Source organism: Pseudomonas sp. GW456-12-1-14-TSB6 (assembly GCF_059424205.1).
The window spans coordinates 36,547-58,480 of the sequence record NZ_JBWKZE010000016.1; the positions used below are offsets into that span (position 1 = coordinate 36,547).

At 59.6% G+C, this 21,934-nt stretch carries 21 protein-coding genes; 7 read left to right on the plus strand and 14 right to left on the minus strand.

The features are described from left to right. Nucleotides 1–4: 4 nt before the first annotated feature. Nucleotides 5–802 carry a MipA/OmpV family protein gene (locus AC07Y2_RS16505; protein WP_103386501.1) on the minus strand — a complete coding sequence of 266 codons (798 nt, stop codon included), beginning with the start codon at nucleotides 800–802 and terminating at the stop codon, nucleotides 5–7. A 100-nt stretch (nucleotides 803–902) separates the two neighbouring features. Beyond that, nucleotides 903–1,391: a GFA family protein gene (locus AC07Y2_RS16510; RefSeq protein ID WP_103386500.1), complete on the minus strand. Its 489-nt coding sequence runs from the start codon at nucleotides 1,389–1,391 to the stop codon at nucleotides 903–905. Between the two features lie 354 nt (nucleotides 1,392–1,745). On the opposite strand from AC07Y2_RS16510, the gene AC07Y2_RS16515 reads away from it, so the two are divergent. Continuing rightward, the gene (locus AC07Y2_RS16515) at nucleotides 1,746–3,131 is read left to right on the plus strand and encodes a hypothetical protein (protein ID WP_039770862.1); all 1,386 of its coding nucleotides are present in this window, start codon (nucleotides 1,746–1,748) and stop codon (nucleotides 3,129–3,131) included. A gap of 99 nt (nucleotides 3,132–3,230) precedes the next feature. Here the strand turns inward: AC07Y2_RS16515 and AC07Y2_RS16520 are convergent, their stop codons facing one another. Genes AC07Y2_RS16520 through AC07Y2_RS16530 form a run of 3 tightly spaced genes read right to left on the minus strand, consistent with a single transcriptional unit; the run spans nucleotide 3,231 to nucleotide 5,758 of the window. After that, nucleotides 3,231–3,851 (minus strand): DNA-3-methyladenine glycosylase family protein, encoded by a 621-nt coding sequence (locus tag AC07Y2_RS16520; RefSeq protein ID WP_074687841.1) that lies wholly within the window; start codon nucleotides 3,849–3,851, stop codon nucleotides 3,231–3,233. Between the two features lie 3 nt (nucleotides 3,852–3,854). Continuing rightward, the gene (locus AC07Y2_RS16525; protein WP_103386499.1) at nucleotides 3,855–4,652 is read right to left on the minus strand and encodes an isocitrate lyase/PEP mutase family protein; all 798 of its coding nucleotides are present in this window, start codon (nucleotides 4,650–4,652) and stop codon (nucleotides 3,855–3,857) included. A gap of 23 nt (nucleotides 4,653–4,675) precedes the next feature. After that, complete coding sequence (locus AC07Y2_RS16530) at nucleotides 4,676–5,758, minus strand: bifunctional transcriptional activator/DNA repair enzyme AdaA (protein WP_103386498.1); 1,083 nt, start codon at nucleotides 5,756–5,758, stop codon at nucleotides 4,676–4,678. A gap of 325 nt (nucleotides 5,759–6,083) precedes the next feature. Here AC07Y2_RS16530 and AC07Y2_RS16535 point away from each other — a divergent pair, with 325 nt between their 5' ends. Together AC07Y2_RS16535 and AC07Y2_RS16540 are read left to right on the plus strand one after the other, a co-directional pair. Continuing rightward, nucleotides 6,084–6,422: a hypothetical protein gene (locus tag AC07Y2_RS16535; protein ID WP_103386497.1), complete on the plus strand. Its 339-nt coding sequence runs from the start codon at nucleotides 6,084–6,086 to the stop codon at nucleotides 6,420–6,422. Nucleotides 6,423–6,867: 445 nt separating this feature from the next. Further along, the gene (locus AC07Y2_RS16540; RefSeq protein WP_039770856.1) at nucleotides 6,868–7,281 is read left to right on the plus strand and encodes a VOC family protein; all 414 of its coding nucleotides are present in this window, start codon (nucleotides 6,868–6,870) and stop codon (nucleotides 7,279–7,281) included. Here the strand turns inward: AC07Y2_RS16540 and AC07Y2_RS16545 are convergent. Next, on the minus strand, nucleotides 7,278–7,898 hold the full coding sequence (locus AC07Y2_RS16545) for a LysE family translocator (protein WP_103386496.1): 621 nt from the start codon (nucleotides 7,896–7,898) through the stop codon (nucleotides 7,278–7,280). The genes AC07Y2_RS16540 and AC07Y2_RS16545 overlap by 4 nt on opposite strands. Before the next feature lie 275 nt (nucleotides 7,899–8,173). On the opposite strand from AC07Y2_RS16545, the gene AC07Y2_RS16550 reads away from it, so the two are divergent. Continuing rightward, nucleotides 8,174–8,779: a biliverdin-producing heme oxygenase gene (locus tag AC07Y2_RS16550; protein ID WP_103386495.1), complete on the plus strand. Its 606-nt coding sequence runs from the start codon at nucleotides 8,174–8,176 to the stop codon at nucleotides 8,777–8,779. Next, nucleotides 8,776–11,013, plus strand: a complete 2,238-nt coding sequence (locus AC07Y2_RS16555) for an ATP-binding protein (RefSeq protein ID WP_085648905.1) — start codon at nucleotides 8,776–8,778, stop codon at nucleotides 11,011–11,013. Before AC07Y2_RS16550 ends, AC07Y2_RS16555 begins: the two co-directional genes overlap by 4 nt. Before the next feature lie 8 nt (nucleotides 11,014–11,021). Here AC07Y2_RS16555 and AC07Y2_RS16560 read toward each other — a convergent pair whose 3' ends face one another. After that, nucleotides 11,022–11,777: a type 1 glutamine amidotransferase domain-containing protein gene (locus tag AC07Y2_RS16560; protein ID WP_103386494.1), complete on the minus strand. Its 756-nt coding sequence runs from the start codon at nucleotides 11,775–11,777 to the stop codon at nucleotides 11,022–11,024. A gap of 143 nt (nucleotides 11,778–11,920) precedes the next feature. Between AC07Y2_RS16560 and AC07Y2_RS16565 the strand changes: the two genes are divergently transcribed. Continuing rightward, nucleotides 11,921–12,547: a LysE family translocator gene (locus tag AC07Y2_RS16565; protein WP_103386493.1), complete on the plus strand. Its 627-nt coding sequence runs from the start codon at nucleotides 11,921–11,923 to the stop codon at nucleotides 12,545–12,547. A 1-nt stretch (nucleotide 12,548) separates the two neighbouring features. Here the strand turns inward: AC07Y2_RS16565 and AC07Y2_RS16570 are convergent, their stop codons facing one another. The 6 genes from AC07Y2_RS16570 to AC07Y2_RS16595 form a co-directional block, all read right to left on the minus strand. After that, a complete protein-coding gene (locus AC07Y2_RS16570) occupies nucleotides 12,549–16,202 on the minus strand; it encodes a hypothetical protein (protein WP_103386492.1) in 3,654 nt (1,217 codons plus the stop codon). A gap of 413 nt (nucleotides 16,203–16,615) precedes the next feature. Continuing rightward, the gene (locus AC07Y2_RS16575; protein WP_039770846.1) at nucleotides 16,616–17,449 is read right to left on the minus strand and encodes an AraC family transcriptional regulator; all 834 of its coding nucleotides are present in this window, start codon (nucleotides 17,447–17,449) and stop codon (nucleotides 16,616–16,618) included. 67 nt (nucleotides 17,450–17,516) lie between these two features. After that, the gene (locus AC07Y2_RS16580) at nucleotides 17,517–17,927 is read right to left on the minus strand and encodes a hypothetical protein (protein ID WP_146040484.1); all 411 of its coding nucleotides are present in this window, start codon (nucleotides 17,925–17,927) and stop codon (nucleotides 17,517–17,519) included. A 117-nt stretch (nucleotides 17,928–18,044) separates the two neighbouring features. Next, nucleotides 18,045–18,548 (minus strand): VOC family protein, encoded by a 504-nt coding sequence (locus AC07Y2_RS16585; RefSeq protein ID WP_074687852.1) that lies wholly within the window; start codon nucleotides 18,546–18,548, stop codon nucleotides 18,045–18,047. Between the two features lie 118 nt (nucleotides 18,549–18,666). After that, nucleotides 18,667–19,338, minus strand: coding sequence for a class I SAM-dependent methyltransferase (locus AC07Y2_RS16590; protein WP_103386490.1), 672 nt, complete (start codon nucleotides 19,336–19,338; stop codon nucleotides 18,667–18,669). Nucleotides 19,339–19,376: 38 nt separating this feature from the next. Further along, a complete protein-coding gene (locus AC07Y2_RS16595) occupies nucleotides 19,377–20,525 on the minus strand; it encodes a GGDEF domain-containing protein (RefSeq protein ID WP_039770838.1) in 1,149 nt (382 codons plus the stop codon). 110 nt (nucleotides 20,526–20,635) lie between these two features. Here AC07Y2_RS16595 and AC07Y2_RS16600 point away from each other — a divergent pair, with 110 nt between their 5' ends. Continuing rightward, complete coding sequence (locus tag AC07Y2_RS16600) at nucleotides 20,636–21,028, plus strand: GFA family protein (protein WP_039770837.1); 393 nt, start codon at nucleotides 20,636–20,638, stop codon at nucleotides 21,026–21,028. Nucleotides 21,029–21,066: 38 nt separating this feature from the next. On the opposite strand, the gene AC07Y2_RS16605 is transcribed toward AC07Y2_RS16600, so the two are convergent. Next, nucleotides 21,067–21,897, minus strand: coding sequence for an alpha/beta fold hydrolase (locus AC07Y2_RS16605; RefSeq protein ID WP_039770835.1), 831 nt, complete (start codon nucleotides 21,895–21,897; stop codon nucleotides 21,067–21,069). Between the last annotated feature and the right edge of the window lie 37 nt (nucleotides 21,898–21,934).

Sequence of the window (21,934 nt, forward strand, 5' to 3'; positions counted from 1 at the left end):
GCGATCAAAAGCTGTAGACCACTTGCCCGGCCAACGAGGTCTGCAACCGGCGCTCGACAATCGGGCTGTCGGCCGCTTCGTGGCTCAGGTACTGCACCGCCAGAACGGTCGACACGCTCCATTGCTCATCCAGCGGCAACGACCAGGTCAGATCCGCACCGCGACTGACCAGGCCACCTCGGGCGTTGTAGGCCCGGAACTGGCTGCGCGAGGCCTGGGTGTCGCTGACGCCGTACCAGGTGCGCATGTAGTTGCTGTCGCCGAACTGGCTGTTGAGGCCGCCGGTAACCTTGCCGTAACGGCCTTCGTAGAACGGCGCGCTGATGCTCAGCTTGAGGCGGTTCCACGACGAGCCGGTGTCGTGGTCATCGTCGTCCTTTTCCAGCGCATGCTCGAAACTCGCGCCGAGAATGATCGGGCCCATGTGATAGGTCCCGTCGAGCCCGATCACCGGGCGCAACTTGATCGAACCCATGCCGTTGAGCTCGTCCGAGCCTTTGAATCCGGTCTTGCGATCCTTGCGCACGTCGCTGGCGCCGACGTAGACGCTGAGGCCGAAATCCTCTTCGTCGAAGCCCCAGCCGAGGCCTCGGCTGCTGTCGAGAAACACACCATAAGGGCTGACGATTTCGACCCCCACCAACGGCGCCACCACCCGTTCATCACTGCCGCTGTAACGCGGCGCACTGGCCGCCCCGGCACGCAGGGTGGCGTGCCAGTCTTCGGCACGCAACGAATCGCCCGGCAGCAGCAGGCAGAGGGAAGTCAGGGACAGCGAAAGTGTGCGTAACGAAACCGGCATGGGGCACCCGAGGGAAGATTGGATGCGCCCATGCTAGTGAGGGGGCGGCCGGCAATCTTTGGCAGCTTTGTCGGGAAACTATCAAAGACTGTGAAGGCGGTTATCGGCTCAGTCCCAGCCGTTCGTGCCACTGGGCGATGGACTCTTCGGGATAGACCTCGAATTGTTGATCCTTCTTGCTCGCCTGCACTTCGACCCACGGTGCCTTCGAACCGAGCATCAGGTGGGTATGTTCCGGCGGCACCGGCAACGGCGTGTCGATGGCCGAGGCGAACGGGTGGATCAGCTCCGGCCATTCCGGGCTGAACAGCCACAGTCCGCTGCCGCACAACGAGCAGAAGTGCCGTTCGGCGCTGCTGCGGTGGGCGCGGGCATCGCCTTCGTCTTTCATTTTCGCGTGGTAGATCGTGATGTGTTTGCGTCCGCGCACCGTGAGGCTGGCCGCGTCGCCGCCGAGATTGATCGCATAGCCGCCACCGCCCTGGGTCTTGCGGCAGATCGAGCAGTAGCAGCGCTGATAAGGGTAGGGGTGGGCGCTGTCGAGGGTGAATGAAACCGCGCCGCAGTGGCAGGAGCCTTCGAGTTGCATGAGTGGCCTCCGGTTGGGCTGAAGTCGTTCGATTCAGCCTAGACGAGAAGATCCCGGGCGCCCGGAGCGTCAGTTGTATCTTTACCCCGCGCCGGTCTGGTGCTGGAAACTCGGCGCAAGGGCAGGCGTGGTGATGGATCACACAATCAGGGCGCAGAAACATCTGCAGAACGGCCGCAGACGCTGTTGGCCGGAGCGCGCCGGGAATCAATTTGAAGCGGTTTGTGCGTGGGTGGGCGTGGTCGGAGTCTGGTAGCCTTTTTTCGCCATGTAGATGAACCGGCAATGACGCCGAACACCGGCCGGCTTCAGATTCACAGGATTTGATCCGGCCATTTATCAAGGAAGTTGGATATGCCAGTCAAACCGCCAACCAAGGGTGCAGGCCCGGTTGATGTCCATTTTAAACCGCCCGCTGATGGCGCGGTGTCGGGGCCGACGATTCGCCCCGGTGGCCACTTCACGCAGCCAGATCCACCCGCTTTTTCCGGAGGCTCAAGGGCCCCGCATGACCGCACTGGAGAGGTCGTCAGTCCTCCGGCTTCGATCACTGTTCACGAGGCGCAGCCGACGATTGAAATACCCGCCTCCGGGCAACAGTCGTTGGAGGCCTACCACGTCCCGGGGGCAGGCCGGCTGACGGAGATCGATGCCGATGGCTTCAGGACGTTCAAAGGGCGCCAGTTCGCCGAATTGCCCGATCAGGCCATCGTCCAGGTCAGTGCCGATCCGCAGACGGGGTTGTACCGTGCCAGGCTGGCCAGCGAACTCAATCCTTCCGGCCCGGTTCTGGAGCGCGATAGCGATGGCAGGCGCTGGCACCCGCTTCAAGAGTTTGACACTGACCGTTTTCGCACCCCGGACCCGCGCAGTGAAGTCGACTCGCCCCTCGAGACAATGCCTCACCCGGAAGGTGACGAAGGGCGCAGTCGTCAGGACGCTTCTGACGACGAGTTCGAGCTGGCTTCCGAATCAATGCAGATCAAGCCTTACACCGAACAGGAACTGGCGGCCATGCGTCACGAGGTGCGCTATTCGTTCCGGGCCAATCGTCTGGCTTCGTACGACCGCACCAACAACGGCAAATACCCGTTGCGCGATCCGCAGGGCAGGCCGGTACGGATTCGCAAACTGGAAACGCTGGTGACCTTGCGCACGGGGGAGCGATATCGTTCGGAGCTGATCAAGCCTTACATCAAGTTCGAAGGCTATGAAGACGTTGCCAGGCTCTATGAAGAGAAACTCGAGCTGCGTACTTTCACCAGTGCCGACGTGAAAGTACCCGGCGAGAAAGCGCTGATCGGCCAGCTTATGGTGGTCGCGAACAAGCGAATCACCAGAGGCGAGGCGCTGGGCCTTTACGGCGGAACGATCAGCCGGGCAGGGCTGCTGCGGCCAGAGGAGCAGACGTACACCATGCTCGCGGGCACTTATTTGCATTACGGACCGGGAAGGTTCATCGAAGAGCCCCTGGTGGTCATCGGTGACAATATTGTTTCGCGGATCAACACGAACTTCGAATATGACGCCGCCGACAAGCCAGTCAGGCAAGCGGCGGGGGGCTATAACGTGAACATAATCGGGTTCAAGGTTGAAGCAGACCTGCAGATCGGCACCCGGTTCGAACGTCGGCGTTATATCCTGAGTGCGCTGTTCGCCGCGGACGATATTCCGGCGGGGACCGAGTTGCGCTGCAAGTACAATTATTCGGAACAGGACATGAAGCTGCTGTTTCCATGAGAAAACGGCGTGCGGCCGACTCCCTGGGGAGGAGCGAGATGAACGGCTCCTCACCTCGGCCTGTCGAAACATCCGACTGAACAGGGTAATGGGGCAAGGTCAGAGCGCCTTAGGCACACGCCACAGGTACCACGCCGCCACCGTGCGAAACGGACTCCACGCCAATCCGATGTCAATCATCTGCTTGCGCGTCGGCTGCACCTCCAGCCCCTTCAACCGCCGATAGCCCTCGCGTACGCCAAAGTCATCCGCCGGCAGAATATCCGGCCGCTCCAGGCTGTAGATCAGCAACATCTCTACAGTCCAGCGGCCAACCCCGCGCAGGCTGACCAGACGCTCGATCAGCGCTTCGTCCTCCATCACCAGCGCGCTCGAGTAATCCGGCACCACACCGTCCAGGGTCGCCTGGGCAATCCCCTGAATCGTCGCAATCTTGCCCGCCGAAAACCCGCAACCGCGCAATTGATCGAAGTCCGTCGCCAGAATCTGCTCGGGACGCGGAAACGTCTGCCCGGGAAACAACCCCACCAACCGCCCGACAATCGCATCGCCCGCCTTGGCGTGCAGTTGCTGATAGGCAATCGCCCGCACCAGCGACTCATACGGATCGCGCGTCGGATGCGGCTGATGTAGACAAGGGCCTATGGCAGCAATGTGGCGCTGCCAGTCGGCGTCGAGGCTGGCCAGAAACACGCTGGCCGGTTGGTAGGGATCGGGCATGAGTTACTTCAGCAAACCGTTGACTTCGCCATAGGTGAAGGCCTTGAGGTCATGGGTGTCGAGCTTGCCGCTGGCGAGAAAGCTTTTCACCAGCGAACCCATGGCGCCGTACATGAACTCGGCGATCCCGGAGCCTGCGCTCAAGCGGCGCACGCCGAGGGCTATCAGTTCTTCGGGAGAGGGCAGGCAAGCGAAGCCCAGAACGTTGACCGGTAAAGTTGTGCCCTTGCAGATTGCTTCGATTTCGTAGGCAGACGTCACCCCGGCAGCGAACAACCCATCGGCCCCGGCTGCCTGATAAAGCGCGGCGCGGTGCAGGGTTTCGGCGACGCGATCCTCGGCAGGCACCAGGCTTTTCAGATAAACGTCGGTGCGGGCATTGATAAACAGCTTCACATTGCGCTTGTCGGCCACTTGTCGCGCGACTTCGATCTTGCGCGCCAGCAGTTCCGGCGTGCCGCTGCCGTCTTCGATATTGATCCCGACCGCACCCGCAGCGATCACGGCATCGATCACTTCAGCGACCCGGCCGAGGTCATCGGAATAACCGGCCTCGATGTCCACGCTCAACGGCACCTCGATGACTCGCGCAATCGACTCCACGCTGCTGATCAAACGCTCGAGCGGCAGAGTGTTGCCGTCCGGGTAACCGTGGGCCCAGGCGACCGCGGCGCTGCTGGTGGCGACCGCTTTGCCACCCAGTTGCTCGACCAGTCGCGCGCCGGTGGCGTCGGCGACGTTGGTCAGGATCAGCAGGCCATCGTGGTGCAACTGGTGAAACTGAGTGTCGAGCGCGTTCATCGAGATCCCTTCTTGTCGGTTGTTCAGAAAGCCAGTGGTTGCGTCAGCTGCACGGCGGCGTTTTCCAGCCGGAGCAAAAACGCCTTGCGCGGTTGCCCACCACCATAGCCGGTCAACGAGCCGTCCGCACCGATCACCCGATGGCATGGCACCACGATCGACAGCCGATTCTGCCCGTTGGCCAGCCCCACAGCGCGACTGGCGCCGGGTTTGCCCAGCCGCGCTGCGATGGTGCCGTACGTGCTGGTGTGGCCGTAGGGGATTTGCCGCAGTTCGCTCCAGACCTGCCGGGCAAACTCGCTGCCGGGCAGGTGCAGCGGCACGCCGAATTCGCTCAGCTTGCCGGCGAAGTACAGCGCCAGCTCGTTTTCGAGCTGCTGCAAATGCGCGTTGTGCCCCGGTGCGACCACGTAGCCGTAGCGGTTCTGCAGTTCTTCGACTTCCCGGGTCAGCGCCGGGCGGTCGAGAAACTCCAGCAGCACCAGTCCACGGCGTTCGGCCATGGCGATCATCGGCCCCAGCGGCGTGGTCAGGCGAGTGAACAGCAGCGGCTCGCTGGCTGCCGCGCGTCCCGGCGTGATGTGGAACGATTTCTGAAACGCATCGCGAAAACCGCTGAGGGATTCATAGCCGGAATCGAACGCGGCGTGGTCGATGGACGTGCCTTGCTTGATCCCGCCCAACGCCATGCCGAGCCGGCGGGTGCGCAGCCACGCGTGGAAGGTCATGCCGAAATGCTGCTTGAACCAGCGCCGCAGCTTCAGCGGCTCGATGCCCTCGGCGAGCAATTGCGCATCGCTCCAGCGCAGCTCCGGATCGGCGTCGACCGCTTTTAGCAGCCGCTGCACCCAGTCCGGGGCGATGGCCGCAGCGTCTAGCGGTTTACAACGCAGACAAGCGCGGTAACCGGCGGACAGGCACTCGTCAGCGTGGGCGAAGAACTCGACATTTTCCGGTTTCGGCTTGCGCGCCGTGCAGGTAGGGCGGCAAAAGATCCCGGTGGTTTTCACGGCCGTGAAGAACACGCCTTCATAGGCAGTGTCGCTTGCGAGCATGGCGCGAACCATTTCGGCGTGAGGGGGCAGGGCAGCGGTCTGTATGTTCATGGGCCGAGGATAAAACCAGTTATTCGACGGCTCCACCGAAAAATCGACAGTGAATTTTTGGTGCGCTTCACTAAACGGACCCATTCAAGCTGTCGGTACCACGATGTTCTCGCTAAGGCAGATTACATGACCGTTTGTCGGTTTTCGACCGACACCTGTTATTTCTGACAGTAGACGTGATGATTGATTATGCGTTTACTTGCTGTGCCTCAGATTCTTATTGTTTGAGGGCTGTGAGATGCGTTTCTTTGTAACTGTTCGACGAAGCGTTTGCGGAGCATGAATCCTGTGTAAATGATTGAGGCCAATATAGAGGATTATAAAAATGTCCAATGAAGAAGCACTGCCAGCTATGAAGTTCCTTAATGTTTTTGGTGAGATTAAAAGGAGCAGTTTGATCGAGGGGAAATTATTTATTCTAATTAGAATGCCGAAGCCGGAGAGCGACGGTACCTGTACCGTATGGCTGGAAGCTGATGAAAAAACCGTAAAAACGATTGATTTTCCGGCCGGCTCCGAGAATTTCGTAATTACTCACTTATCTGAGGACGACTTAGTGAAGCTAGGTAATGGTAAGTATTATTTTGATTATGGTAAAGCGCCTACGCCTGGTCATCCGGTATTCATACCTTCCGATAAAGTGCAAGTGACGATCAATTTGTAAAAAAAAGGATCCTGGATTTGGCTCGGTTTGAGACTTGATAAGAAGATGAGTATGTTCTGATAACAATGGTTATTTGGATGTGCTTGGTAAGTTGAGCCATTTTTATTTGGGTTTTTCTGCAAGAAATTGAAGTCCGATGCCAGTATTGGCATCGGATTATTTTATGTGTCTCGCTCGGCATTGAAACTAACCTACCTCATCGCCTTCACCCCCCGGCGCTATTGATGGGCTGAATTCTTTGTTCGATCTTGCGCCCGCGGTTTGATCAGTTCGGCAAGCAGCGACGAACAGTTTCAGGTCAGATCCAGATTCGCGATCGAAGGGTTATGTGTCCACAAGCCGAGGATAAAACCAGTTATTCGATGGCTCCACCGAAAAATCGACAGTGAATTTTCGGGCCGCTGCACTACAGTGATCGGGTCGCTACAACTCGGGAAATGAAGGTATGCCACCGTTCACGATTCAACACATCGATCACATCGTGCTGCGCGTCGCCGATCTGCAACGCAGCATTGATTTCTACGACCGGGTTTTCGGCGCCGAAGTGGTCAAGCGCAATGAAAAGTTCGGTCTGGTGCACCTGCGCGCCGGCACGTCGATGATCGATCTGGTCGACCTCGACGGCGAAATCGGTCGCAAGGGCGGCGCCGCTGCCGGCAGCGAACGGCGCAATGTCGATCACTTCTGCCTGCGCATCGAGCCGTTCGATGAAGCGGCGCTGGTCAGTCATTTGCAAGCCTGCGGCCTGACCGTCGAAAAAGCCGCCACCCGTTTTGGCGCCGAGGGCTACGGCCTGTCGCTGTACTGCTTCGACCCGGACGGCAACCAGGTCGAACTCAAGGGCCCTTCCGAAGCTTAGGCGCGCTTGGCCATTAACAATACCGAAGCTGCCGCCGACAGCAGCCCGGCGCAGCAACGGTTGAAGATCCGTTTGCCGCGCGGCTCGGCGAACCAGCGGCGCATGTGCAGGCCCATGTAGGCGTAAGCGCTGATGGCGATCCATTCCAGCAGCAGGAACAGCACGCCCAGCAGCATGAACTGCGGGGTGATGGCGCGGGTCGGGTCAACGAATTGCGGCAGGAATGCGGTAAAGATCAGGATTGCCTTGGGATTGCCTGCCGCCACCAGAAACTCCTGACGCGCCAGGGCCAGAAGCCCGTTCGCCGGCGCAGTAACCGCGTCTTCGGCGGCAGGATTGGCCCGCCACAGCTGCCACGCCAGATACAACAGATACCCCGCGCCAATAATCTTGATCCCATAGAACAACAGTTCAGACGTTTGCAGCACCACCGCCAGCCCCGCCGCCGCGAGGGCGATCATCCCGGCGAACGCCAGCAGCCGACCGACCCCGGCCACGCAGGCGCGGCGATAGCCGTAGCGGGTGGCGTTGCTGACCGACAGCAGGTTGTTCGGCCCCGGCGCCATGTTCAAGGCAAAGCAGGCGGGCAGGAACAGGGAGAGGGTGGCAAGATCCATGGTGCGGGCTCCGGTGGCGGGAGCGCTATTTCTATCATGCAGGCGTGTGGGCCTGAACCGTACAGTCAGGTAGCAAAGTCGCGGTACAGCGATGGACGGGCGCGAATCCGTTCGAACTTTCTGCTGCCCCGTCAACTCTGAAACCATCAAAGGGTGATGAATCCGACAGAAAAAAATCATCTGGCGGGTCAGAAAGGCCAATTGCCGTGTAAGCTTTCGCGCCATGCTTCTCCATTCCCCCATGGCCCCAGGCGGCCCATTGTACGAGCGACTACATGCAAGCAAAGGCCCGCGAGGTTCATGTACCACCGGTGTTGCAAGATCTGCGCGCCGGCACGGCCGAACTGCACATTGCTCTGGAAAAACGCCTTCCTTTCTTCTCCGACACCCTTGATCTCCACGCTTTCGAGCGACTGATGCGCGCCTATTACGGCTTCTATCAGCCACTGGAAAGCGCATTGCAGGACAGCGGCGAGATCCCCGCCGATTTCGATCTGGTTTCGCGGCTCAAGACCCCGACTCTGCAACGCGATCTGCAGGCGCTGGGCGCAAGCGGCGGAGAGTTTTCGCTCTGCCGCCAGTTGCCCGCCATCGACTCCGCCGCCGCCTGCCTTGGCGTGCTGTACGTGCTGGAAGGCGCCACCCTCGGCGGACAGATCCTGCGCCGGGAAATCGCCACGCGGTTGAGCCTGGGCGCGGACAACGGCGCAGCGTTTCTGGACATCTACGGCGCTGCCACCGGCCGGCGCTGGCGCGATTTCATCGAATACCTGGGCAGTCGCCCGATGGACGCCGACGAGCGTGAAGCCGTCGTGGTGGCCGCCCACACTACATTCAGCTGTTTCGAGCAGTGGCTCGAAAGCCAGGAGGTTCTGGTATGAACCCGCAAGACAAAGAAGCCTTTGAAGAGTTGCTGGCCAACTGCGCCGACGAGCCGATCCGCTTTCCCGGCGCTATCCAGCCGCACGGTTTGCTGCTGACCCTGAGCGAGCCGGACCTTTCGATCATCCAGATCAGCGCCAACGTCGAAACCTTGCTCGCGCGCCCGGCGCAAGAGCTGATCGGCCAGCCCCTGCAAAGCCTGATCGGCGATGCCCACGCTGCGCAGGTTCGCCAGGCCTTGCAACAACCGACCCTGTCCGACGCGCCGCCGCTGCACTTTCGCCTCAACGGCACCGCGTTCGAAGGCTTGCTGCACCGGCATCAGGATGTGCTGATTCTGGAGCTGGAAATCCACGTCGAAAACTTCCAGCCACGCAACGTCGCCGGCACCGAGACCCATCTGGGGCGGATGCTCGCGCGCCTGCAAAAGGCCCAGAGCCTGCAGGCGCTGTACGACATCAGCGTCAAGGAAATCCAGGCCATGACCGGTTACGACCGGGTATTGATCTACCGTTTTGAGGAAGAGGGCCACGGCCAAGTCATTGCCGAAGCGTCCGACCCCTCGATGGAAGTGTTCAACGGTCTGTTTTTCCCGGCCTCCGACATCCCCGAGCAGGCCCGCGAGCTGTACCGCACCAACTGGCTGCGGATCATCCCGAATGCCGACTACCAACCGGTGCCGCTGGTGCCCAAGTTGCGCCCGGACACCCAGACTCCGCTGGACCTGAGCTTCGCGACGCTGCGCAGCGTGTCGCCGATCCACTGCCAGTACATGAAGAACATGGGCGTGCTGTCCTCGATGAGCATTTCCCTGCTCAAGGGCGACAAGCTCTGGGGCCTGATCAGTTGCGGCAATCGCCAGCCGCTGCATGTACCGCATGAATTGCGCACCGCGTGCCAGACCATCGGCCAGGTGCTGTCGTTGCAGATCAGCGCGATGGAAGCACTGGAAGTCAGCCGTCAACGGGAAGAAAAAGTCGAAGCGTTGGCGCTGCTCAATCAAGCAATGATCGATTCGCCACAGAACGTATTCGATGGTTTGGCCAACCAGCCACAAGTCCTGATGGCGCTGGCCAATGCCGGCGGCATCGCGATCATCGAAGACAAGCAATTGCACCGTTACGGCAACTGCCCGGAGCCGGAAGAGATCCGTGCCCTGCACAAATGGTTGCAGGAGCGTGGCGAGCCGGTGTTTGCCAGTCACCACCTGGCCAGCGTCTATCCGCCGGCCGCGCACTATCAGCAAGTTGCCAGCGGCGTGCTCGCCATGAGCCTGCCCAAACCGGTGGACAACGGCGTGCTGTGGTTCCGCCCCGAAGTCAAAGAGAACATCAACTGGAGCGGCGACCCGCGCAAGCCGCTGGATTTGGAAAACTCCGACGCCGGCCTGCGCCTGCGGCCGCGTACTTCGTTCGAAATCTGGAAGGTCGAGATGGCCGGGATTTCCACCAAGTGGAGTCACGGCGATCTGTTCGCCGCCAACGACTTGCGTCGCTCGGCGCTGGAAAATGATCTGGCCCGTCAGGTGCGCCGGGAGCAGGAGGCGGTGCGTGCCCGCGATGAATTGGTTGCTGTGGTTTCACACGATCTGCGCAACCCGATGACCGTGATCTCGATGCTGTGCGGCATGATGCAGAAGGCTTTCAGCTCCGACGGGCCGCACACTTCGCGGCGCATCTCGACTGCGATCGACACCATGCAACAAGCCGCCGGGCGCATGAACACGCTGCTGGAAGACTTGCTCGATACCTCGAAAATCGACGCCGGCCGCTACACCATCGCGCCGCAGAAACTCGATGTCGCGCAGATGTTCGAAGAGGCGCAATCGCTGCTCGCGCCGCTGGCGCTGGACAAGGACATCAGCATCTCGTTCGAGGCCGATCCCGACCTGAGCATCCATGCCGACCCCGAGCGACTGTTTCAGGTGCTGTCGAATCTGGTCGGCAACGCGATCAAATTCACTCCGCGCCTGGGCACGGTCGACGTGTATGCCAAATCGGTCGGTGACGACATCGTCTTCACGGTCCGCGACAGCGGCGAAGGCATTCCCAAGGATCACCTGCCGCACGTATTCGACCGTTACTGGACGGTGAAGGAAGGCAATCCGACCGGCACCGGGCTGGGCCTGTATATCACGCAAGGCATCGTCGAGGCCCATGGCGGGCAGATCGTTGCCGAGAGCGAGCCGGGGCAGGGCAGTGAGTTCCGTTTCACCGTGCCGCGTCTGGACTGAAACGCGGATCAGCGCTCGGGTGGCTGCAACATGGCCACCCATTCTGCGGCGAATCGATGGCAATCGCCTGGCCAGCGCGCTGTCAGCAGTTGGCCGTCGCGCACCACAAATCCTGATTGCAGTTTCTGCGCACAATCGCGCTTGGCGATCAGCGGCCCGCGTTGGAAGTCGGCTTTGCTGGCCAGCGCGGTCTTCACTTCCGCTTCGACGGTCTGCTTGTAGGTGCGGTAGTAGCGCCCCAGCCACGCAGCTGTCATCAGCCACGCCGGCAACTCCATGGTTGCCGCGAGCAACGCCGTCACCTTGCGCCCGAACAACACCGAACGCCCGGTGTCGGGGTCGAGCGTCCTCGCCAGCAACAGCACACCATGACACACCGCCGCCACGGGTTTTTCGGCCTTGAAAAATTGCAGGGCGATCTGCTGGGCCTGCGTCGATTCCAACAGCGTGCGCATCCCTTTGGCGTGGCCGCCGGGAATCAGCAGGCCCTCAAATTGGCTCGTATCGACATCGGCATACGCCAGCGGCTGCCTGAACGCTTCGGACTCGATCATCTGCGTGTAACTGTCCAGATCGGCCTTGCGCGTCATCAGCATCGGGCTCAACAGGCCGAAGCCGATATTCACCAACCGTGGATCGGCGTGGGCAGGCAAGCCTTGCGGCGTGGCAAAACGTACTTCGATGCCCGCATTGCGCATCGCCTGCCACGGCACGCTGCTTTCGGTCGGGTCGTAATCGGCAGAGGGCAACAGAATCAGAATCATCGAGGGGCAGACTTCCTGGTCAAAAGTGATCGCATAGCCAGAGCGTAGTGGGTCTGCGCGCGCGGGGGTAATTTCCTTCAATACCGCCTGCTGTGCGTCGGCTACCGTGAGCGCCTTGTTCCTCGATTTGAAGCAGGTGTGCGATGAGTCTGATTGTATCGATGGCGGCGTTTGCCCTGGCCGCGTCCATTACCCCCGGGCCGGTGAATATCGTGGCGTTGAGTTCGGGGGCGCAGTTCGGCTTTCGCGCGAGCCAGCGGCATGTGGCCGGGGCGACGCTGGGGTTTGTGTTGTTGCTGGTGTTGATGGGGCTGGGGCTGCACGAAGTACTGAAACTGTGGCCGTCGCTGACCCGCGTGGTGCAACTGGCCGGGGTGGCGTTTTTGCTGTTCATGGCCTGGAAGCTGGCAATGGATGACGGGAAGTTGAATGCGGGAGAAGCGGGAAGGGCACCTTCGATGCTCTACGGCGCGGTGATGCAGTGGCTCAACCCCAAGGCCTGGCTGGCCTGTGTGGCGGGGATGGGCGCGTTTGTCGCTGACGGCGAAGCGCGGCTGGTGTGGCAGTTTGCGGCGGTGTATCTGGTGATCTGTTATCTGTCGGTCGGGTGCTGGGCGTATGCCGGGACGTTTTTGCGTGGCTATCTCGGCAACCCGGCAGGGATGCGTTTGTTCAACCGGGTGATGGCATCGCTGCTGGCGGTGAGTGCGATTTACCTGCTGGCGCCTCAAGCCCCGTGGGAATCACTCCCACGGGTATTTGCAGGTTGAATCAGTTCAGTCCGCTCAGGGCGTCTTCAGCCGCTTTACCTAAAGGATGAAAGCGATTTTTGCGCAGCTCCGCAATCGCATACACCGCTCGCGCCGTGCGCCCGTTGCCATCGACAAAGCTGTGATAACCGAGCATCGCTCCCAGCATCTGCCTGGAAAAATGTTCACCCGCAGGATCCAGAGCCTTGGCGTGTTGTTCCAGCAACGCTGCGCCTGAAACATTGGAAGGATAGCGTGCCTCCCCCGTTGGACTGCGCAAGCCGCCGGCATCCTTGGGAGCAATGCGTTTGTGCAGCTCGGCGTATACCGCCGGATCGTTCAGTGGCTTGTTGTTACGGCTGAATTCGAGCAGAAGGTCCTTCACACGATCGACGTCGTTACGAGAACTGGATGCGTGAACAATCCAGGCCGCGGCGCGATCTGTGTTATCGGTCAGTCCAGCGGGATTGAACTTCATTTCATCCAGTAGGCTGTCGAATGGCGCCTTGCCCAAATCCGTGGTCAGCAGTGTGCGCTGGTGGTTGTGCATGAACTGCAGGTTTTTGTATTCAATGGTCAACGTCGTTTCGAACAACTCGGGCAGTGTATTGTGATTGCTGAACTGGTGGAGATTAGCCAGCGTATATTTTTTCGCCTGTTGCCTGATCAGACTTTCGACCACTTGTGGATCCAGCACTTTCTTCAACGACTGGGCCGCGTCGGACTGGCGCGCAATGTCGCCCAATGTCTTTTCCAACAGGTGCGCGAGCTCCGACTCGGGAATCTTGCTCAATCGTTTTGCGTCGTTTGCATGCAGTTTCTGCAGAACCTGATGCGCATCCTCTATGAGATCATTTTTGAACAGTGCTCGAGCGTGAGCGACGGTATCCAGCGACGTTCGAAGTTGGGTAGCCGAGCCGGTGTGCTCAATGGCTTTGATCAGGTCGTAGCTGTTGGCACCGGTCAGAAACCTGAGTTGCTGCTTGGCTTGATGTGCCAGTGAGAGCGTATGGCCGCTCAGTTTCGTCAGCCCTCGTCCGATCAGTTTGCCACCCGCCTTGAGCAGTTGCGGCAAACCCGATAACGGATTGAACAGGCTGAGGGCCGTCTTTGCCAGAACCCGCGAAGCGGACAGCAGTTTGCCGGCGATGGCCGCAGCTTTGCTGGCGGCGGCAGCGATGGCGACGGGCGCGGCAAAAATGGTCATCGCCAGTACGGCAGCGTCGACAATACAGTCGAAAATGGCACCGCCGTGTTTCTTCGGATCCCCTGAAGTCAGTCCTTCCACGCAGCCTTTGAAGGGAATGATCAGGTTGAGAATAATGTTGAAGATAGCGTCGGTTTTTTCGATCGCCTTTTCTCGTGCGGTTTGCTGCAGGCCCAACTGGTGAATCTCTTTTTCGGTGATGTACGGATTTTGCCTGGCGACCAGCCTGCCCAGTGTTTCCATGCGTGAGGATCGATAAAAGGGTATTTGATTATCCCGGTCGCTGTGGTCGGCAGGTGCTTCAAGTACGCCGATCCTGCGGACGTGGACTCTGGACAGGACACCCGTTTTGGGTGGCACGTTTTGCAAGTAGGCCTGAAGGTCGACGGGGATCAATTCAAATTTTTTCTTGTCTGCGAAGCGAGTGTCGAGCGGGTAGCCGTTTCCGGTTATCAGCGGCTTGAAGAACGCTTCAAGATTTGGGTTGTACCGGCATTCCATCCTGAGTGGAAACAGTTCAAAGCACTTGACGGCATAACCGTGCTTTACACAAAGAATGACGCCGTAGCGCCCGGTTTCACCCGGGACGTAAGTCGCCGGACTGAAACCATAACGCCCGGTAACTCTCGCCGGTTTGTAGTTCATATTCTGAACGCAATAGATCCCGATCGCACCGTATTGGAGGGACGCTGTATCTTCCGGGAGTACCTGAGAAATGGCGATCTGGATATTGCGCGCCAGCCCCTCGAGTACAGACTCGAAATGACTGTTGGTCGCCGACTCGTAAAGCTCGGTAACGGGATAGAGATAGGGCAGGTTCGGGAAGGATTTGTAGATACTGGTGCCTTTGATGCGATCCCAGTCTTGAGTGTGAAGTTCGTCGCCCATGTAAAGGTCCAGCACTGACACTTTACGACCGGCGCCACCACCACTGCCGCGATGTTTGACCAGCAGTTCATCGGGGTCGCAATGGCGCTCCTGCGATTTCAGCTCTTGCAACGCAAGTTGTCTTCGGTCGGGCAATGGTGTGGAAAAACATTCAGCGGCTTTCAGCGTCATGTCGATGTACTGATCGTATTCGCGCATCGCGCGTTCGATTTCTTTTGCGCTGAGATCGCCTTGCGCATCTCGCGTGATGACACCGTTCATCCAGGCCCAGGTCACCACCGGGTCCACCGAGCCCTCAGCTTGTAACGCAGCCAGAGGCGCGAGTGATTTCGTCGATTGGCTGAATCCCATCAAATGTTGATAAGTCATTTTGCGGCTGGCACCGGGTGCCAGTGCTTCTACCAGATGCACCGCCTGAGTAGCGATTACCCAGGCTGGTGTTCCCATTCGCAGGCTGGACGGCCAGTCTGCAAAAAGGTACTCCGGCGCCATGCCTGCCAGAATCATCTGTGCCACCAACGGAGCGAATGGGGGAGCGACGTGCAAATGCTTGATCAGATGCGCTTCCAGTTCCGTTCGAACCTGGCTCGGATGCTGTTTGAAGTAGCGTCTGGCGTATAGATCGAAACCGGCGAAGTGGGTATTGGCAATATCGAGCGCCGGGTCGAGATCAAGCAATATCGCGGCAACCGCCAGTTGCTCTGCGAGTTCAGTCGATTGTTGAGTGGCAGCTGCTTCATTAAGCCAGCCCAGTCGGGACAGATAATCTTGCCCGTGCCGGGACGCTGTACTTTCGAGCAATTGTTGAAGGCGGTAGTCCATGCTGGTTGTAGCGCCGTCACTTGGTCCGCTCTCAATCAGCACGCTTCTGCCGAGGACATTGACGATGGCTTCAGAATACATAGTGAAACTTTGTTTCAGATCAAGAATGATTGCCCGGTTGTTTCCTTCAAGCTTGAATGGCGACGTATCTGGCGCGTCCAGCAGTTGCCAATAGTTTCCATACTTCGGGGGCTCGGGCAATGTCGAGAAGTTCAACAGGTCCAGCAGGTCACGGGTCTCTTGTTCGTTTGTCGGTACTTGCAATCCGTTGAATCGCAGCCACTGGCCGACACTGATTTCGTCTCCTGACACGATCCATCCGCCGCTGGATGCGGCGATCCTGGCCAACAATCGCAGATCGTCTTCCAAGTCCGCCCGACCTGTGACATCCACGGTGATATCCCTGAGAGAAACAAACGGGGTAGCAGGCCGACCGTTGCTGGAAACCAGATTTCGATGACTGAAGTAGAGCCGGCCTCGCTCATCCAGCAGAAAAATCGCGTTGTCCGGAATCTGGTGGCGAGCGCGGACAAAGTGAAAATCGTCGTGGCGAAGAAGTATGGAAAGCGAAACTTTACTGCTGCGGTGAATCTGGTCAAATGTGCTGTCCTCCACGCACGGAACCAGAATTTCATCCCATTTCCAGCCAAGGCGTTCATTGGCGTATTTATCGTCGATAAAGTTTGTAATGGTCTGGCTTACTGTCTTCTTTTGAAGTGTGTTGTTGGAGTTGTAAACATAGTTGTCCATTGGCTTCATGACTCGGAATCCATTCTCTGGTAGCGAAATAAATGAGATGTGTGGTGGTTGTTTATTGACTGTCGTTTTTGTGCGGTAGACAGGTTTTTAGAGTAAGGCGCCAAGGCGAAAATTGGCGTGGATTAATGTTCGAAGTGTTTCTTTGTCGTGGCGGGAATGAGAGGGGGGATTATTTTTAAAGGCCTGAAGCTTTGTTGGCGATAAATATGTATATCTTTCCGGGTATGTAGACTTATCAAAGTGACCGAGGCGCCTCTGTAACCTGATCGTTCCCACGCTCTGGGTGGGAATGCCTCAAGGGACGCTCCGCGTTCCAGCTCTGGAAGGGACGCGGAGCGTCCCGGGCTGCATTCCCACGCAGAGCGTGGGAACGATCCAAAACATTTCAGTGCGACGGGATTGAGCGTGTGGAGCTATCCCCGATACTGCCCCGGCGTAGCCGCCAGATGCTGCTTGAACGCCCGCTGAAAATGCGCCTGATCAGCAAACCCCGCCTCCAGCGCCACATCCGCAATCAACTGCCCGCGCCGCAAGCGCTCGCGGGCGAACTGGATGCGCTGGTTGACCAAAAACGCATGGGGCGTCATGCCGTAATGCTGTTTGAAGGCGCGGATCAGGTAGGACGGTGACAGCTCGGCAGCGGCGCAGATGTCGTCGAGGCTGAGCAGGTCGGTGCAGTGTTGGCGGATGAAGTCGGCGGCGCGTTCGAGTTTGCAGTTCGGTTCGCGCAACGGTTGCTCGATGGGATTCAAACGTAGTTGCAGGTCGCTGAAAAACTCCACGGCTGCGCTCTGCTTGCACAGCACGTCTTGCTGATCGTCGACCAACACGCCGTACAACCCATTCAAGTCGCGAAACAGGCGGGCGTCATTCAAATGGGTATCGGTAAACCGCCGAAACTCAAGCTCCGCACTGAACCCCAGTTGATGCTGCAGATCCGTCAGCCACGGCGTTTCCACATACAGCATCAAATACGACCACGGTTGGTCATCGATCGGGTTGCACGCGTGCACGTCCCCCGGATTCATCAGCACCACGGTGCCGGCCGCCACTTCGAACGAGGATTGCTCATGCACATAGGTGCTGCGTCCGGCGGTGATCGCGCCGATGGAAAAGTGCGCGTGGGAATGACGGGAATAGCAGACCTCGCGGCCATCGGCGATGGCCCGCGCTTCAATGAAGGGCAGGGCGTCGTCGCGCCAGAAGCGAGGGGCTTGTTCGGGGTTCTTGGCGGCAGCGTGTTTCATCGTTGTGATTCTCGGCAGTCGGGCCTGAGTTTAGCGAGCGCTGACTGCCGTTGGCCAGTCATCGTTATTACACGAACTCCAGCTTATCGATTAACACACTATCACCGGTGACTTCGATCTGAACCCTCGTGAATGAAGGCTGGATGGTATGTCCGAATGCTTTCTCGCCAGCACCATGCGCAGGTTCAATGAACTCGTCAATCTTCGAACCATCCTGCGCAAAAAAGCGCACAGTCAGTCCTTTATCTGCGTTTGCAAACCAAAAGCTGAAGCTGTTTTGGGCCGGGTTGAGGTCGATCTCCACGGTGCCTGGACGAATGACCAGGACTTGCCCATTAACGTGGGTACCGCTTGATCCCTGAATGGACATCGGTGCTGTAGATCCTGGCAAAAGGTGAAAAGGTACCCCGTAGCTGGTGAATGTCTGCCCGGGAGCATAAGTTTTTGATGCCTGATCTTCGAAATCCACTGTGTTCATGGCGGCATACCTTCAAATGGAGGAATGGCCATGGTCAAGCACCGTCAGATCAAAAACACCTGTCATATCTGACAGGTTACGTGGATTCCCGATGAGCGGTTGGCTGCGTTCAGCGGCTTAGCTCTGGCCGGCGAAGGCTCGTTCCAGTTCGGCGATGTCGAGTTTTTTCATCCCGAACATGGCCTGCATTGCCCGTTGGACTTTGGTCTGGTCGGGGTCGGTCATCATGTGCATGAACGCCACCGGCACGATCTGCCACGACACGCCGAACCGGTCCTTGAGCCAGCCGCATTGCTGCGCTTGCACCGGCCCGCCGGCGCTGAGGTTGCCCCAGAAATGGTCGACTTCCTCCTGGTTCTGGCAATTGACCTGAAACGAAATCGCCTCGTTGAACGTGAACACCGGGCCGCCGTTGAGTCCGGTGAAGGTCTGGCCGTCGAGTTCGAAACTGACGGTCATCACCGAGCCTTCCGGGCGGCCGTGGAATTCCTGGCCGACCTTGCTGTAGTGGGTGAGGGCGGTGATTTTCGAATGATCGAAGATCGAGCAGTAAAACTTCGCCGCCGTTTCCGCCTGATCGTCGAACCACAGGCACGGCGTCAGCTTTTGAAAGCGTTGCATGGCAGTCATCCTCGGCAGGTTGGACACGCTGGATTAATAGCGTAGTCAGTCTGTGGTCGGCTGGCAGCGCAACGGGCCGAATGGTCGGTTGCTGCGAATCAAGCCGAGGCTGCAGGGTTTACCCGCGACGCTCGGCAATCATCAGCAACGACTGCGGCACCGGGCTTTGCGGATGCTGCGGCTCGCGCAGGCCGGTCAACTGCAGGCCGGCCATGTCCAGCGCATTGAGCCAGCTGGACAAGGTGCGGAAATACCACGGCATCGGCTGCCAATCGCCCTGGAGTCCGTCGAAGGTTTCTTCCCGCCAGCCGTCCTGATAATCACCGGCAGCCACCGACCACGGATGTAGCGTCTGGATCACCAACGCACCGCCCGGCACGAGCAGTGCATGCATCGCCGCGAGCAGCGGAATGATGTCCTGATGCAGCAGGGAAAAATTGGCGCAGATCAGGTCGTAATCGCGGCCAATGTCGACCTTCGCCTCAACCAAATCTTCGTAGCTGGCGACCTGCGCGGGCGATGATCCTGCCTCGCGCGCGGCCTCGATCAGCGTCGGATCACCGTCCACGCCTAACGCGTCGACCCCGCGCTCGGCCAGCGCCCGCAACAGCCAGCCCTCACCGCATCCCAGATCGAGAACCCGTTCGGGCTGGCGCCCCATCACCGCCAGCAGCATGGCCTGATCGGTCACCTGCCGGCGACTCTCGATGGCGCCGCTGCGCACGGCTTCGGTCCAGGCCCGGGCGTTGTGGTGCCAGCTCTGGAGCAGGGTGGATTCAGGCGAGGACATGACGGACTCCGGGATCGCGGGATGCAGGCAAGGATAGGTCAGGTGTAGTCGGCCAGCTGAATCCGGTTACGACCGCCGCGCTTGGATTCGTAGAGCGCGCTGTCGCCCTGTTCGATCAACGCCGCGAGGCTGGCCGGCGGCTGATCGAACACCTTGGCGCCGATGCTCAGGGTGACGGCCTGCGGGGTGGTGTAGGTCTGGGAAGTCATCTGCTGAAACTGCTCACGCAGCGCACAGCCCAGATCCATGATCTGTGCGTGGGACGCATCACCCAGCAGCATCACGAATTCGTCACCGCCCAGCCTTGCTGCCAGCGCGCCTTTGGGCAGCACCGCGCGGATCATTTCGCTGAGGGCGATAAGCAACCGGTCGCCGGCGGTGTGGCCGTACAGGTCGTTGATCAGTTTGAAATTGTCGATGTCGATCAGCAGCAGCGCGCCGGGGCGGGCGCTGGAGACTTCGTCGAGCAGACGCGGCGCGCGGACTTCCAGGGCGCGGCGGTTGTACAGCGCGGTCAGCGGGTCCCGGGCGGCCAGTTCGGCAATCTGCTTTTCCCGCCGGTAGCGCTCGGTGCCGGTCATCGACAGCGCGATCAGCATGATCGCCATCGCGCCTTCGACCAGGGAAATCTGAATGATCTCGCCGCGCAGCGACGCCAGATCGATCAGCGTGCCGGGAATCACCGCGATGATCGCCTTGGTGAAATAGAACGCGCCGTGGATCAGCAACACATAACGCAACTGCACCGCGCCTACGCTCAATGATTTGCCGTGCGGGCGCAGCAACAGGCTGGCTCGCAGCATCAATGCGGCCACCAGCAGCGAGTTGGCCATCAACATGATCTTCGACCACGACGGATCTTCCGGTAACAGCAGCAACGCCAGCCAGAGCAGGAACATCAAGTACCAGGCCCGCGACAACCGCTGCTGGGTAAACCGCGCGACCCCCAGCAGAAACAGCCAGTGCGCGACCACCAGCAAACCGTTGGCGAACCAGATGCCGATCAGCGGATAACCGTTGGCGCGCAACAGGGCCAGGCTCGAGCCGACGGTGATGGTGGCGAAACCGGCGCTCCAGAACAGCAGGGAAGATTCGCGGATACTGCGCCATTCGACCGCCAGATACAGGGCGGCCGCCGCGGCCAGGGCGGTGGAAATGGTGAGCATCGTGAGAGGATCGAGCGCCATGAAAGGACAGGTCTGCCTGGATAGTGTTAATGGGCCACGATTGTAAGCGTTCCCCCAATGGGCTGCTATTTTCACTCACCGGATATTCCATTTTCAGGCGGAGGTGTCCCATGGACCGATTGACCGGCGGTTGTCTGTGCGGCGAGGTGCGGATCGAGGCGTCGGGGCGACCCTACAGGGTTGGCGTTTGCCATTGTCTTGACTGCCGCAAACACCAGGGCGCGCTGTTTGCCGCGTCGGCGATCTTTCCCGAGGATGCTGTGACGATCAGCGGTGAAACCCGTGACTATGCGGGGCGGCATTTCTGTCCGCGCTGTGGCTCGTCGGTGTTCGGCCGCAGCGGCGATGAAGTCGAGGTCAATCTCGGCGCGCTGGATGCACCGGATCAATTCCAGCCCACGTACGAGCTGTGGACGGTGCGTCGCGAGTCGTGGCTACCGGCCTTTCCATTGGCCAGACACTACGTGCGCGATCGTGAGAGAACGGGGCGAACCGAAGAATAGCCGGGGTCAGGCAGGGCGCCTGACCCCGGCGGGTATGATCAGCCGCGAATGAACGCCAGCAGATCCGCGTTGATCGTCGCAGCCTCGGTGGTCGGCATCCCGTGGGGGAAGCCCGGATAGATCTTCAGCGTGCTGTTTTTCAGCAGTTTCGCCGACAGCACGCCGGCGTTCTCATAGGGCACGATCTGGTCGTCGTCGCCGTGCATCACCAGCACCGGAATCGAGATGCTTTTGAGGTCAGCGGTGAAGTCGGTCTGGGAAAAGGCAACGATGCCGTCGTAGTGAGCTTTGGCGCTGCCGATCATGCCTTGGCGCCACCAGTTCGCAATGATCCCTTCCGATGGCTTGGCGCCGGGGCGGTTGTAGCCGTAGAACGGCCCACTGGGCACGTCGCGATAGAACTGCGCACGATTGGCTGCCAGTTGCGCCTGAAGATCGTCGAACACCGACTTGGGCAAACCACCGGGGCTGCTGTCGGTTTTCACCATCAGCGGTGGCACGGCGCTGATGATCGCGGCTTTCGATACCCGATCCTCGCCATGCCGGGCGATGTAGTGAATCACTTCGCCGCCACCGGTGGAGTGGCCCACATGCACGGCTTTCTGCGTCCCCAGATGATTGACTACCGCCGCCACATCGTCGGCGTAGTGATCCATGTCGTGACCGTCCCAGACCTGGCTGGAACGCCCGTGACCCCGTCGATCATGGGCCACGACCCGGAACCCCTGCGCCAGGAAGAACAGCATCTGCGCATCCCAGTCGTCCGCACTCAGCGGCCAGCCGTGGTGGAAGTGAATGACCGGGGCGTCCTTGGGCCCCCAGTCCTTGTAGAAGATTTCGACGCCGTCTTTCGTTGTGACAAATCCCATGTTCGCGACTCCTGGAAAGTGTGAAAGGGCAGTTCTT

Bases quoted from the DNA above. Each gene is read 5' to 3' on its own strand.
- AC07Y2_RS16505 (WP_103386501.1), bottom strand. From the start codon at position 802: ATGCCGGTTTCGTTACGCACACTTTCGCTGTCCCTGACTTCCCTCTGC.
- AC07Y2_RS16510 (WP_103386500.1), bottom strand. From the start codon at position 1,391: ATGCAACTCGAAGGCTCCTGCCACTGCGGCGCGGTTTCATTCACCCTC.
- AC07Y2_RS16515 (WP_039770862.1), top strand. From the start codon at position 1,746: ATGCCAGTCAAACCGCCAACCAAGGGTGCAGGCCCGGTTGATGTCCAT.
- AC07Y2_RS16520 (WP_074687841.1), bottom strand. From the start codon at position 3,851: ATGCCCGATCCCTACCAACCGGCCAGCGTGTTTCTGGCCAGCCTCGAC.
- AC07Y2_RS16525 (WP_103386499.1), bottom strand. From the start codon at position 4,652: ATGAACGCGCTCGACACTCAGTTTCACCAGTTGCACCACGATGGCCTG.
- AC07Y2_RS16530 (WP_103386498.1), bottom strand. From the start codon at position 5,758: ATGAACATACAGACCGCTGCCCTGCCCCCTCACGCCGAAATGGTTCGC.
- AC07Y2_RS16535 (WP_103386497.1), top strand. From the start codon at position 6,084: ATGTCCAATGAAGAAGCACTGCCAGCTATGAAGTTCCTTAATGTTTTT.
- AC07Y2_RS16540 (WP_039770856.1), top strand. From the start codon at position 6,868: ATGCCACCGTTCACGATTCAACACATCGATCACATCGTGCTGCGCGTC.
- AC07Y2_RS16545 (WP_103386496.1), bottom strand. From the start codon at position 7,898: ATGGATCTTGCCACCCTCTCCCTGTTCCTGCCCGCCTGCTTTGCCTTG.
- AC07Y2_RS16550 (WP_103386495.1), top strand. From the start codon at position 8,174: ATGCAAGCAAAGGCCCGCGAGGTTCATGTACCACCGGTGTTGCAAGAT.
- AC07Y2_RS16555 (WP_085648905.1), top strand. From the start codon at position 8,776: ATGAACCCGCAAGACAAAGAAGCCTTTGAAGAGTTGCTGGCCAACTGC.
- AC07Y2_RS16560 (WP_103386494.1), bottom strand. From the start codon at position 11,777: ATGATTCTGATTCTGTTGCCCTCTGCCGATTACGACCCGACCGAAAGC.
- AC07Y2_RS16565 (WP_103386493.1), top strand. From the start codon at position 11,921: ATGAGTCTGATTGTATCGATGGCGGCGTTTGCCCTGGCCGCGTCCATT.
- AC07Y2_RS16570 (WP_103386492.1), bottom strand. From the start codon at position 16,202: ATGAAGCCAATGGACAACTATGTTTACAACTCCAACAACACACTTCAA.
- AC07Y2_RS16575 (WP_039770846.1), bottom strand. From the start codon at position 17,449: ATGAAACACGCTGCCGCCAAGAACCCCGAACAAGCCCCTCGCTTCTGG.
- AC07Y2_RS16580 (WP_146040484.1), bottom strand. From the start codon at position 17,927: ATGAACACAGTGGATTTCGAAGATCAGGCATCAAAAACTTATGCTCCC.
- AC07Y2_RS16585 (WP_074687852.1), bottom strand. From the start codon at position 18,548: ATGCAACGCTTTCAAAAGCTGACGCCGTGCCTGTGGTTCGACGATCAG.
- AC07Y2_RS16590 (WP_103386490.1), bottom strand. From the start codon at position 19,338: ATGTCCTCGCCTGAATCCACCCTGCTCCAGAGCTGGCACCACAACGCC.
- AC07Y2_RS16595 (WP_039770838.1), bottom strand. From the start codon at position 20,525: ATGGCGCTCGATCCTCTCACGATGCTCACCATTTCCACCGCCCTGGCC.
- AC07Y2_RS16600 (WP_039770837.1), top strand. From the start codon at position 20,636: ATGGACCGATTGACCGGCGGTTGTCTGTGCGGCGAGGTGCGGATCGAG.
- AC07Y2_RS16605 (WP_039770835.1), bottom strand. From the start codon at position 21,897: ATGGGATTTGTCACAACGAAAGACGGCGTCGAAATCTTCTACAAGGAC.